Consider the following 13135-nt stretch of genomic DNA (forward strand, 5'->3'; position numbering starts at 1 on the left):
ATAAGAAATCAAATCGGAAAATTTTTAAATCGATGTATCTCATTGAATATTAACGAAATAAATGATAGTCTGGAAATTTTAACCGGACACTAGTGAAGAGAATAACAAATTATTCCCCAGTAAATTTCTACTGAGCCTGTCACACTGGTGGCAGGCTGCGGATGTGATATACACACGATACGCTGGTTATTAATATATGAAGGTGTCGTGTCACAGATGTTGGTTAGCGTGATACAGTATAAGTTCTTTTTTGAGGGCCGATATTTGTCAGCGTCAGCTTCTTCCAGTGTTTGGGCAGTACGCTCTGTGTCTGTGTGATACCTGTAGCATCCAAATCGATGTCTATTCCGCCAAATCCCATCAGTACGCTCTGCAACACTCCGCCGGCGCCAGTGATAAAATAGGGATTGTCGCCGCCTTTACACTCGGCGATAACTCCAAACGGCGGCAGCAGGTTGGGCTTGTAAGCATCCTGAAAATAGTGCCAAGCCTCGTTGGCCATACCCAGTCGAGCATACATCAGTGCATATATGGCTTGTGTCATAGCCGGAGTATCTTTTAGTGGCACACGTTTGCTGTAATACTCGATGTCGGCGAGAATTTGATTGCGGTCGGTGATTTGTTTAAGTGGGAAAGCCAGCAGATTTGGATCAGCCTGCTTAACCTCCTCACCTTGATATGTAGCGTGCTCTATGGTGATGCCATTCTTATTGATGAATTTCAGCTTGGCGGCAACGTTTTCCCATTCGGGATTGGGCTGTAGGCCGAGTTGTCGTGCAGCGTTGGCAGCGTACATCATGTTGGCCCGTGCAATACCATTGGTAAATGCGTTGTCATCTATATTCTGAGCATATTCATCAGCGCCAACCACATTGTTAATATGATACAAGCCATCGTCGCCTTTGGTGACACGGCTGAGCCAAAAGTCTGCAGTGGCTTGCAACATAGGCCAACCTTCTTCACGCAGCCATTGCTCATCTTTGGTTACGCAGAAATATTGCCATGCGGCGAAGCCCACGCAGCCCGTGATGTGGTATTCGTAGGTGCCCGTTAGCGCGCTAACGGGTGTTTCTTCAAAACCGGTGTCCGCACTCTCCCAAGGATACATTGCCCCGCGAAAACCATGCTGTGCGGCATTTTGGCGTGCTGCCTCAAGACGGTCGTAGCGGTAGTCGAGCATCGATTTTGCCATCTCCGGATGCAGTAACAGCAGTGCTGGGAACATCCATGTGTCGGCGTCCCAGAACACATGACCGTTGTAACCAAGCCCGGATAGACCCATTGGCGAAATGCTCATGCGGGATCCTTCACGCAGGAAAGCGTAGAGATGATACATCATGGCGTGTACATCTTGTTGCGACTGTTTGTCGCCATCGATGATGATGTCGCTTTTCCACAGGTCAGTCCACTGTACTTCGTGTGTTTCGATAAGATTGTCAAGCCCGTTGAGCTGACAGATTGTGGTTAGACGCTTTACCTCATTGATTGGGTCGGGATTAGTGGCTGAGGATATGGTCGATCCGACAACGGCAAATTGATATGGCATTCCTTTCTTGAGTGTCAGCGTGAACGCCTGGCTTATCTCATGATCATCTTTTTGGATGGTGAGTACAGGTTTATTATTGTTTGTTGGGAAAAGTATGTCAGAACATGCAGCCACGTGTAGTCTGCCGGTGGGACTATCTGCCTCCATAGACATCAACGGGATGATGGTGCCGCGATCGTCAATAGTTTGAAAGCGTGTATTGCTGTTGTGAAAACCATTGGGCAGACGCTGTGTGTTGATGGCTTTGATGGTGATATCTTTCAATGGCTCTATGTCTACTACCATTAAGGAACTATATGGCAACTGTCTCAGTGAGCGCAGGCTGTAGCTGACGCGTGCCTCTCCCTTGCACTCAAACGATCCCGTGAAGACGGCTTTGTGCATATCAAGCGCTTGGCTATAGTTACGTACATTATCATAGCTGACTTCTGAGTCATTGATATAAAGATGAGTGTTCAGAAAGTTGAAGCCTTCTAAAAAGTTGCTCACTTCGCCACGTCCAAACTTGTCGTAGCTTCCTGCAAGAATTGTGGTTTGAACTTGTAACGGCTCGTAGGATGAAACTATGCCGAGGATGCCATTGGCAACAGTTTCACCATAGTAGCCGTGTGCGTTTACTTTGTTGACCTCAATTTTCCACGGATCTTGAGCGGAAGAGGAGATAAACTGTGAAAGCATAGCGATGAACAGAAGTATTTTTCTCATATATGATGGTTTTTGATTAGGCTACTGCTTGTAAGAGATCGTTGTAGTCTGTCATAATGCAGTTGCTATTGATATTATTTATTGATTTTCAGTTTGTTTTCTTTTCCGCAGAGCAGCACGGTACCATTACTTGCAGCTGCTGCCTTGCCATTGACAATGAGAGATTTCATGTCTTGGGGCAAGTGGAAAACTATGGTCCAATCGGGGTGTGCTGTAGTTATTTTATAGCTGATGCTATTATTCTCTCTGTGGTAGTCCATGCTGAGACTGTTGTTGCCGATGAGAACGTTGTCTATAGAGGCATGGCTCCATGTTGATGGCATATTAGGATTGATGACTACTTGCTTGTGGGATGCCATAGGATTGATGCCGAAGAAATATTGTATAATCGGTATGTTAATGCCACCCACATTCCAAGCCTGTACAAATTGTCCGTAGTCGGGACTCACTTCATATGATGTGCCGGGGGTGGCATAGCTTATATTATTGAGAATCCGATTGATGAAGAACAAAGCGGAGTCGGCATTTTGATATTTGCACGCCGCTATGGCAAGCTGTGATGTGCTACGGGGCATGACAGCCTGACGATAGTTGAAACTTTCGCCTTGTAGTCGTTCGGCCACAGATCCTTCCTCGCTGTGCAGGTTGTCGGGACGTGAAATGCCAGAGATATAAAGACCGTATTTGTTGCAAAACCATTTTACACTTTCAAGATAGGCTTGCCCTTTCTTAGTGTCGGCAACGTCGGTAGTGAGGGCAAGCGACGACGGATTAAAGAAAATGGAGTAGCCGTTGTAGGACTTGCCGTTCTTTATCTGTTTCTCCAAATTGTCGAGATAATCAATTGCCCACCGATTGCGTGAAGGGTCGGTAAAATTTTTCTTTGCGCTTGCAATGAGTTTCAGGGCCTGTGTCGTACCGGCGAGGATATCATAGTAGCGTTTGTTCTCGCGATCCCACCACCATTGGTTGATGTGTGCGGTAAGGGTGTCGGCTTTGGTTTGGTAGCTTTTCGCAGCATCAGTATAGCCGAGTTCCCGTGACATGGCTACCATGTCGTTATAGAACTCGGCAGTGTGACAAGCTACATCGAACATCTCGCCGTTGAGCCCTTCTATCTCCACGCCACCATAGCCTTCGGGAAAGAGATTGTTGTTTGTATCATGCGCTGTAAGGAAAGAGTCAGTATTAAGTGCCTGACAGTACATATCTTCAAGCAATGTGTGGTCGCCGGTCCATTTATAAAGTGTCCATACGGCATGCATAAAGTCTTGAGGTTCATCCTTCCTGTCTCCTGCATAGATTTGTCCATTGGTAGACATTTCATGTAGAACACTGCCATTGTCATTGGCATATTTCCTGGAATGGTCAAGCAGCATATAGAGACTCTCCTTCATAAGGCTTGGCTCGCGAGTGCCGACAATGGCACGGAAAGTCTCGCTCTGGTCGTTGCTGAAAAACCAGGGATAATCCGGTAGTCCGGCGCTCATCCCTCTGCCCAGGCCTGGCACGTCGCGAATGAGCCAATCGGTGCAATATTTCCCCCATTCGTAAGCTTGCTGGAGCCGCTGGTCGGGAATGGAAATTTTTGCGGTGGAGTCTATAACCTGATACCTATTCTGTTTTGCGGCAAAAAGAGTTGCTATATTTTTGTTTGTGTTAGTTATTATTTTGCCAACGTCTTCAGCCGAATGCAAAGATCCTCCTATAGTGAGCCTTATGATCATGGTGTTGCCAGGCTTGAGCTTCAAGTTGGCAAGTAACGGATAGTGTGCTTTGAGCCCGTGCTGACTAACATGGCCGAGTGTTGTTTTTCCTGCTCCGCTGAGCAAGGCTCCTGAAAACCAGTTGTTGTTATTATCCCTTAAAAGAAGTAATCCTTGATTGAAAGACAGAAGCGTGTCGCTACCATTGTTGATGCCAGCACGGTCACTGAGCCAGGTGGGCATGAGATTAGAGCGGATAATTGTTTTTAGAGAAGCTTTTACGGTCTTGCCGGAAACGTTGCTTATGACCAACTCGGATGCTAATGCGGCACAGTTGTCAACGGCAAAATCGGTGCGAGTTACCACCAAATCACCGAGGTCGTAGGTAAACTGTTGCGCGTAGGGGTAGGTTATAAATTTGTTGGCTTTGATTAGCTCTTTGCCGTTAATGTTGAAGGAAAATCCATCAAGCAATTTCACGGGGTGCATCCATACACCGCCCATCTCACCTTCGATATGCCAGCCTGTAGCACGAAATTGCCCGTCCTGGCAACCGATAGAATACAAATGTGGCGATGCAGTGACGCAAAGGTAGTGACTGCTTGATGGTTTGCCTGTCAGATGCTTTTCATTGGCAAGGCATTCTTTCATAGAAAAAGATTCAGCCAACAGTGGTATGCAAGTGATAAACAGTAAGACGGTAAAAGCTTTTCTCATCGTGTTTGGTTTTAAGCAAAGACAACTCTAAAAGTTGCCTTTGCTGTATTATATTTAGTAACCGGGATTTTGCTTGAGATCATTGTTAGCTTCGATCGCTGTGTTGGGTATAGGCAACATGATACGTGTCTCGTCACAGGCCTTGACATTTTGTCGGGCCTTGCAATATTTACCGAAACGTATTGCGTCGTCACGACTCCAAGCACCGTCCCAATAGAATTCAAATCCGCGCTCAGCAAAAAAACTGTCAAGACTTAACTCAGAAACTGTCAATTTACGTGCGCCACGTATTTCGCGGATAGTGTTGATGTCCTTCAGTGCACCTTGGATATCACCTTTACGTAGTTTGGCCTCACCGCGCATGAGGTAGAAGTCGCTGTAACGGAAGAACATCACATCGTTGTCTGAACCTGCACCATAAGTGTAGTCGGGGTTAGGAGCATAGCGCACGATGCGAACACCCTGTGCCTCGTTGGAGTTCTCAACGCTGAAGTTGCGTGTGAATACCAGTGGGTCGCCGTTGCGAGTTGTTTCCGGTGTGCCGTCAATGGCATACTGCTGGCCTTCGATGATACCGAGATTGAAGCCAATTTGTGATTTCAGACGGTTGTCCTGATAGCGTGGGTCGGTGGTGTCCCAACGGTTGAGGAAATCTTCTGTGGTACAAGCTCCGTTCCAGAATGACGTGAAGTTGTTGAACGTCATGCTATAATGAAGCGTGAAGTTGAGCCACGAACGCCCTCCTATGCCTGCCTGCTGATCATAAATAATTGGCAATACTGCCTCTGTTTGGTCGGCGTAGGCTTTGTTGTCGTGGAGATATAGCTTCCAGATGTCGTCGGCGAGTTTATATTTACCGGAATTAATAACATCGTCACAAATGTTAATAACATCGTCCCATTTGCCTTCCTTGGTACCGGTGAAGATGCCGTAGTCGAGATAGACGTGAGCAAGGAGTTGTTGGGCTGCAGCTTTGGTGATGCGGCCGTAAGGCACTTCTCCCTTCTCTTTGAGGTTGGGAATGAGCTCGGTCAACTCCTTGATGATACGTTCGGTAGCAGCATTGCGATCAAGAATCTGTGGCTTGGTCTTGAAGTCGGTCTCGTCACTCTCACGCATTGGGAAATGCCCGAAGTAGTTGGTGAGATAGAACATATGCAATGTGCGTATGAAGGTTACCTCGTTTGTATAGTTCTTGACATCTTCGGTCTGATTCAGTTCACTGAGATAATTGAGGGCTACGTTGCAATAGGTGATGCCTTGCATCAGTCCGTCCCAAGCCCCTCTTACCTTGAGGTTGTCGGCATCGTAGGTATGTGTGAACACTGCGCGGTTGTTGGCATCATTCCAGTCGGAGCCGCGAGTAGGATAGCAGCACTCGTCGGTAGTACACTCTGTTATCATCCACATGCCGTTATCATCCATGTAGGTGCGAAGCGAAGCATAGGCAGGTGCGGCAAGCATTGCAGTATTTTTGTCGTCTTTGATCAGTGACTTATTATCCTGCTCGTTCATTATCTTCTCCTCAAGATCGGAGCAGGAGGTGAAGGCGAGCCCAAATGTAAGGGCGGCCGCTAAATATATTTTTTTCATTACTTTGTGTTTTAGAAGTTGAACGATGCGCCAAATGTGAAACTGCGTGCTTTAGGATAGTTGGTCCATCCCACACCAATGGCCGGAATGCCGTCGGTCACACGGTATGTGTCTACTTCCGGGTCGTAGCCTGAGTAGCTTGTGATGCAGAAGAGGTTGTTGCCGGTAAGGGTCAGTGTCACTCCTTTGAGCCAATTGTTGGGTTTGATAGGCACCTCATAGCTCAGTGCGGCACTGGCAAGACGCAGGAATGAGCCGTCCTCAATGTAGCGGTCGCTGTAGTCGAGTGCGTTGTCCATAGCCTCATTGTCCTGTGTTGCTTTTTTGGTGATATTGAAGCCGGTATCGAATACGGTTGCATCACCGATAACATTGTCAAGGTTGTTGTAGATGTCTTGTCCGAACGTACCGTTGAAGTTAAGCCCCAAAGTCCATTGTTTCCAAGCCAAAGTGGTGCTGAGATTCAGCGTAAAGTCGGGCTGTGCATTACCTATTACTTTGTTGACGGGGTTGCCGTTTTCATCGGTTTCATACATGCTGTGACCGTTTTCGTCAAGTCCGAGGAAATGGTAACCGTAGAATGTGCCGAGTGCATGGCCGCTCATAATGCGCTGGATAGGGGCCGAGAAGCCGGGACCGCTGGGATAGCCGACAGAGATGTAAGACATTGGCAGTCCTTTCACCTTATTACTGTTGGTAGAGAAGTTGAGGCTTGCATTCCAGTCGAAATCCTTAGAGCGTATGATGTCGACGTTAAGGGTTATCTCAAAACCTTTATTCACGATGCGCATGCCTTCAACGTTATCCCACATGGTAGTAGTAGGAGCTGGGGAGATGGAGTACACCTGAAGCAAAACGTTGCGAGTTGTCTTATTGTACCAATCGATGCTACCAGTGAGACGGTTGTTAAAGAAACCGAAGTCAAGTCCGATGTTGAATTGATGTGTGCTCTCCCACTTAAGGTCAGGATTGGGGGTACGGGTCAATGTAATACCTGTGGTGGGAGTATTGGAACCATCAATGAACGATCCGGTAATAGTTCCAAGTTTAAGCTGTGAAATACGGTCTGGAATTTCCTGGTTACCGGTAACACCGTATCCGACACGGAACTTCAGATTGTCAAACATATTAAGATTCTTGATGAAGTTTTCTTCACTCATGCGCCAAGCCAGTGCAACAGACGGGAAGAAACCGTATTTGTTGTTTTCACCGAAGCGTGTAGAGCCATCCCAGCGGAAGTTGGCAGTAAGGAGGTATTTCTCCATGAGATTATAGTTTACACGTCCGTAGAACGACTGTAGTTCATGCTCCAATAAGTCAGAGTTTCCGATAATGTTATTGTAGTTACCATACTTAAAATCGTAGAGGTAGTTAACATCCTTTACATTAAAGCCTTTTTCACCCATGCTGTACCAATAGTCGTGATATTTCTGGTAAGAGTGACCGGCAAGGAGGTTGAAAGAATGAATCTTATGAACCTTGAAATCATAGGTGAAGTAGTTCTCAAAGAGGTAGTTTCTTGACTCTACATTGTTGATGTAAGCCTCTCCGCCCGACGGCATATAGATAAGTTCCTGATTCTGCGTAACCCGGCGAGAGGTCTTCATGCGGTCAAGTGCATAGCTGAACTTGTATTGCAATCCTTTTATGATATCCACAGTGACAGCAACGTTTGCCAACAGACGGTCGGTTTGGGTCTCGTCGTCGGTGAGATTAAGCATTGCCACAGGATTGCGCACGGCAGAGGAATTCTGATAATAAGAGCCGTCCTCATTGTAGATAGGGAATGTAGGATTGAGCTTCAATGCAGAAAGCATGAGGTCTCCCTCGTAACCGCCGCTCTCACCGAGCGGTGCACGGTTTTGTACGACACGACTGTCCGTAATCGAGCCTTCGAGGTGTACACGATCGTTGAGAATATACTGGTGCACATAGAATCGTGCCGTATATTTCTTCATATCGGTAGTTTTAATGATACCATCGTTGGCCAGAATATTGCCGGAAGCACGGTAACCGCCGTTGGCGTTGCCACCAGAGATAGAGAGATTGTGGCTGTGTGACACAGCTGTACGGAAGAGTTCGTCCTGCCAATTGGTATCAGCCCCGAGGTCTGTTATTTTAACATTCCTCTTCTGAGCGTATGCACGATATTCGTCGGCATTGAGCAGGTCGAGCTTTTTGGGCAGATATGATACACTTACAGAGCCGGTATAGTTAACCTGAGCTTTGCCTTGAGTGTTCTTTTTTGTGGTAATGAGCACCACGCCGTTGGCAGCGCGTGAGCCGTAGATGGCTGAAGCTGAAGCATCTTTGAGCACGGTGATGGTCTCAATGTCATCTGCGTTGATATAGTTCAACGGATTGGTATAACTTGATGAGCCCACACCGGTAATAGCGCCACCGGCTGCCTGAAGGTTGGTTGAGGCGTCAAGTGGTACTCCATCTATGACATAGAGCGGGTCCTGACCTGAGCGGATAGAGTTGCTGCCGCGAACACGTACGGTAACGCCACCACCAGGTTCACCACCATTGCTGGTAATATTAACACCTGCTGTGCGACCTTGAAGAAGGTCGGAAGGCGAGGTAACAAGACCTTTGTTGAAATCCTTAGCCTGCAGATCGCTTACAGAACCCGTAAGGTCACTTTTCTTCATTGTACCATAACCAATGACAACAATCTCATTAAGCTCTTTGTTGTCTTCCTTCATCGTAGCATTGATAACCGATTGGTTGTTAACGGGAATTTCCATAGCCTCGAAGCCAACATACGTAAAAACAAGTGTTGCGTTGCTGGCCACAGAGGATATGGAATATTTTCCATAGAGATCAGTGACAGCCCCGGTGGAGCCACCTTTGATAGAGACGCTGGCTCCGATGATGGGGTCACCATGTTCGTCTGACACGGTTCCCGTAACTTGAGATTGTGCAAACATTGCCAATTGGCAGAAAAGGGTGCCCACAAAGAGCAACAACCTCCTCGTAATAAATGTTTTCTGCATAAGTTTGATTTTTGTTTAAAAGTTATTGAGGTATTTATATATAACGTACTATTGTTGGTTATTAGGTTTTTGGATTTATTTGTTAATCGTTTCTTCCATAGCTCTGAAGACTCCATTGGTCCATCCAAATCCTGTTTGGTTAACATATTCACCGCCCGATGTATCGTCTTGAGTCATAACATTGTATTTCTCTTTTAGTGTGCCGGTTTTCTCAAACATTTTCCGGCATGTTGCCATCCAACGGTCGCGGAGCTTCGTGGCAGTAGTATTGAGATTGTAGTTCTGCAGTCCTTGATATGAAATCCATTCCAATGGTGCCCAACCATTTGGTGCATCCCATTGTTCTCCGGTCTCATAAGGGGTTGTGAGAGCACCTCCGGGCTTGAGGAAGGTCTTTGTAAAGGTCTTCTCTGCGGCTTTGGCTTGACCTTTGGTTGCTAAGCTCTCATAGAGCGGATACATACCGGCAAGTGAGAGATAAGGCGAATGTGTCTTGGCAGACAACACATAGTCACAATACCAATTTTCCTTGCTCGACCAGAAATATTTTCTGATAGCTTTTGCTCTTGCCTTTGCTTTCTCAGTCAATTGTGCTGCTATTTTTCTTTCTCCTTTCAGCGAATAGCCTTTTGCAATTGTGTTTTCCAAATGGCACATCAGGCTATTGAGGTCTACAGGCACAATGTCTGTTGTGCGTGCCGTGTAGAGGTTGCGTCCATCTGTCATCCATCGGGAGGAGAAGTCGAAGCCACTTTCGGCAGCAGCTCGCAGGTCACGGAAGAGCCGTGAGGAGTTGATATCGGGATGAGTCGCTTTTAATTTACGTTCGGTGTCCAGGTCATTGCGCCAAGCCTCTTCACGTGGCGTGTCAAACTTGTCATAGTAACGATTGAGAATCTCTCCGTCCGGCATCATGACCGTGTGCAGGCATGAAGTGCAAGAGACACTGAGACTGTCGGAGCCTAACATCCAAAAGCGGTGCTCATTGACAAGTTCCGGCAGATAGCGTACAATGATGCTGTCGCCATAATAGCGTGCGGCATCGCTGACAATATAGGCAAAGAATGGTGGCTGAGAGCGTCCGAGATAGTAGGTGCGCATACCATTAGGGATGAAACCCAGCTGGCGGATGCAATCGGCAAAGTTTTCAATCAAATTCATGACTAATTCGTGCTCATTGTCGCATAGCATACCAATCATAGAGAAGTAGCTGTCCCAATAGTACATCTCTCGGAAACGTCCGCCCGGCACGAAGTACGGATGCTTCATCATGATACGCGTGCCGTGTTCTATACTGTCGGTAGGTCGGGTGAGAAACTTCCACATATCTTTTATGTATGTGTGAATATCCTTATGCCGCTCCATGCTTTTTCTTTCATACGGCTCCGGTATAACAAAGTTGCTTTTGAGAAACCCCTCTACGTCATTGCCGTTGTGGCGACACCAGTCGGCAAGAATATTGTTAACATTTCTTTGCGGAACTACATCGACAAAGGTCTTAGACTCTACGAATAGCTTGTTCTGTCCAAAGAGACTGTCAATGTCCATCACCTCTGTGAGCAATCTGCCATATAGCTGTGTGGGTCTGACGTATGGATAATCGGTGGCCGTACATTGCTGCTGAGCCATTGATGGTATACTCCACAACAAGAGGAGTATATTTATGATAATTTGACCATGATTTTTCATGATTGTTAGTGTTTGTTTCGCTGATTTTTTACAAATATCGCGAAAATAAAGTTATTTTATATGTTGAGGGAGGTATTAGGGAGATAATAAAGCTCTATATTTTTTATAACCTTCTTATTATTAATATTTTATGAAATAATTTAATTTTAACAACGAAGATGTAGAAATAAACTAAATTAATATTTTGCTTTAAATTCTCTTTTGTTACCCTCTTTTTTACTATTTTTGTAACACTAATTTGAGATATATGAGACATTTTCTACTAACCGCTATTTTCCTTTTTAATGCTGTTGCCATATTCAGTTCCGTAAACAGGAATCTCTATACACAGTTAGAGAAAGAAATGGATAATAGCGACATTTATATTAGACAACGCGAATCTAAAATTAGTGGTTTAAAATCGGCGGCACGCTATACTCAAAACAATGACGCGCTTTTGAATATATATGATAAGCTTTTCGATTGCTACTATGATTACCAGTATGACTCGGCTATGGTCTACGTTAGCAAGCAGTTGGCTTTAGCTCGTTCATGCCATAACACCCGTTATGAGTCGCTTGCGCTTATGCACCGTTCTCTGTTGCTCTCTCTTGCCGGTTTCTATAGTGACGGTCAGGAATGTTTCGACAAAGTAGACAGTATAGGAGTGACGGAAGATCTGCGAAGAGAGTACTGGCGCACAAGGTATATATTCACAACATTTTGGAATGATTATTATCGTGGTAGCGAATTTGCTAATAAACTTAAGTCTGAAATGCTTTACTCGCTTTCCCTCGTTATGAAGCACACTCCCCAAAACAGTAGTCGCTATATGTTTTGCAATGCGATTCAAAAGCAGTATTCAGGTGATTATCGGACGGCCGTTGATTTATGGCGACAGACCTTGTCCCGACTTCGCTATGGTGATCCACTCTATGCGCAGAGCGCATGTAACCTTGCCTTATGTCTTGGTATGCTTGGAGATAATGATGGTTACGAGACCTGGCTTATCAAGGCATCTATTGGCGATATACGCTGTGCTACACGCCAAGAAGTAGCTATGCAACTTCTTGCCATATACATTTATAATAAGCCGGATGCGTCCGTGAATCATGCGGAAAAATTTATCAAGTTCTCATTACACAATGCCCGTGCTTACAACAGTCGTATGCGTCTCATGGGTATAGCACGAGAGTGGCCGGCTATCATCAATGCGTATCAACAGGAGTTGTTGTCTAACAATAATTATTTGCGTCTGTCTTCGATTGGACTGGCGTTGTTGCTTGTGCTGGTTATGGGGGGAATGTATTATATCAAACGACAGAACAAGTTGCTTTCTATAAGTAGAAAAGAATTAGAGAAAAGCTATGATAATCTTGATAAGTTGAATAGAGGAATACAACTTACAAACAGTAGATTGCTTGATGTCAACGCTAAGCGTGAGACGCTTGCAAAGGTGTATATTGACTTATGTGATAAATATATCAACCGTTTTAAGAATTTTAAAACGCTTGTAAAACGAAAAATAAAAGTCGGACAGGTGCGCGACCTACTGTCAAAACTATCAAGTGCCGACTTGACAACAGAGGAGGCCAACGAATTTTTAAATAATTTTGATAGGGCTTTCATCCAACTCTATCCGTCATTCGTTATGGAACTCAATAAGCTTCTTCGTGATGATGCATCTATAACTCAAACTAAAGACGGACAGCTAAGCACGGAACTGCGTATAGCTGCATTGCTAAGACTGGGTGTGACCGATAGTTCGGAAATGGCAAACTTGTTGTTCTATTCACCGCAAACAGTTTACAACTATCGCTGGAGCCTGAAATCCAAAGCTATGCATAAGGAAAGCTTTGAGACAGATGTCATGCAGTTGTGCAGGTATGAATAGTGCAGCGATATGTCCAAATCAAGAAATGTATCCTATTTTTCATATTATAATTCATCATATCAATGTCCTGAAGGACAATCTATAATAATTTTATTTCATTTCGGTTGGAAACCAAAATATTGCTGAAAACGAGATGGATTAAAGGAAGGAAAAAACTAACAGAAAGCGCGACTACTCAAAACGTTTACACGGAAAAGTTCAAAAGAAATAATCACTACTGTCCGGTTAAATTTCACCAAAGCGAAAGTTGGCGGTCATTTTCTGGGTTTTGATTAATAATTGTTTTATCAAATAGTTCATTCAACGG

At 45.3% G+C, this 13135-nt stretch carries 6 protein-coding genes; 1 reads left to right on the forward strand and 5 read right to left on the reverse strand.

Translation table 11 applies throughout. The features are described from left to right. Nucleotides 1-223: 223 nt before the first annotated feature. The 5 genes from H164_RS0113460 to H164_RS0113480 all read right to left on the reverse strand — a co-directional run bounded on the left by H164_RS0113460 (nucleotide 224) and on the right by H164_RS0113480 (nucleotide 10955). The gene (locus H164_RS0113460) at nucleotides 224-2251 is read right to left on the reverse strand and encodes a glycoside hydrolase family 65 protein (RefSeq protein ID WP_019969109.1); all 2028 of its coding nucleotides are present in this window, start codon (nucleotides 2249-2251) and stop codon (nucleotides 224-226) included. Between the two features lie 74 nt (nucleotides 2252-2325). After that, on the reverse strand, nucleotides 2326-4674 hold the full coding sequence (locus H164_RS0113465; protein WP_019969110.1) for a glucosidase family protein: 2349 nt from the start codon (nucleotides 4672-4674) through the stop codon (nucleotides 2326-2328). Between the two features lie 54 nt (nucleotides 4675-4728). Further along, nucleotides 4729-6267, reverse strand: a complete 1539-nt coding sequence (locus tag H164_RS0113470; RefSeq protein ID WP_019969111.1) for a RagB/SusD family nutrient uptake outer membrane protein — start codon at nucleotides 6265-6267, stop codon at nucleotides 4729-4731. An 11-nt stretch (nucleotides 6268-6278) separates the two neighbouring features. Beyond that, nucleotides 6279-9266, reverse strand: a complete 2988-nt coding sequence (locus H164_RS0113475; protein ID WP_026356383.1) for a SusC/RagA family TonB-linked outer membrane protein — start codon at nucleotides 9264-9266, stop codon at nucleotides 6279-6281. Between the two features lie 75 nt (nucleotides 9267-9341). Then, a complete protein-coding gene (locus tag H164_RS0113480) occupies nucleotides 9342-10955 on the reverse strand; it encodes a trehalase family glycosidase (RefSeq protein WP_025830383.1) in 1614 nt (537 codons plus the stop codon). A 343-nt stretch (nucleotides 10956-11298) separates the two neighbouring features. Here H164_RS0113480 and H164_RS0113485 point away from each other — a divergent pair, with 343 nt between their 5' ends. Next, nucleotides 11299-12828 (forward strand): DUF6377 domain-containing protein, encoded by a 1530-nt coding sequence (locus H164_RS0113485; protein WP_154652163.1) that lies wholly within the window; start codon nucleotides 11299-11301, stop codon nucleotides 12826-12828. Nucleotides 12829-13135: the final 307 nt, after the last annotated feature.

This window comes from Segatella maculosa DSM 19339 = JCM 15638 (genome assembly GCF_000382385.1).
Taxonomy (GTDB): domain Bacteria; phylum Bacteroidota; class Bacteroidia; order Bacteroidales; family Bacteroidaceae; genus Prevotella; species Prevotella maculosa.

Excerpts from the sequence above, each read along its gene's own strand:
- H164_RS0113480 (WP_025830383.1), bottom strand. The coding sequence starts at position 10,955 with ATGAAAAATCATGGTCAAATTATCATAAATATACTCCTCTTGTTGTGG.
- H164_RS0113460 (WP_019969109.1), bottom strand. The coding sequence starts at position 2,251 with ATGAGAAAAATACTTCTGTTCATCGCTATGCTTTCACAGTTTATCTCC.
- H164_RS0113485 (WP_154652163.1), top strand. The coding sequence starts at position 11,299 with ATGGATAATAGCGACATTTATATTAGACAACGCGAATCTAAAATTAGT.
- H164_RS0113465 (WP_019969110.1), bottom strand. The coding sequence starts at position 4,674 with ATGAGAAAAGCTTTTACCGTCTTACTGTTTATCACTTGCATACCACTG.
- H164_RS0113475 (WP_026356383.1), bottom strand. The coding sequence starts at position 9,266 with ATGCAGAAAACATTTATTACGAGGAGGTTGTTGCTCTTTGTGGGCACC.
- H164_RS0113470 (WP_019969111.1), bottom strand. The coding sequence starts at position 6,267 with ATGAAAAAAATATATTTAGCGGCCGCCCTTACATTTGGGCTCGCCTTC.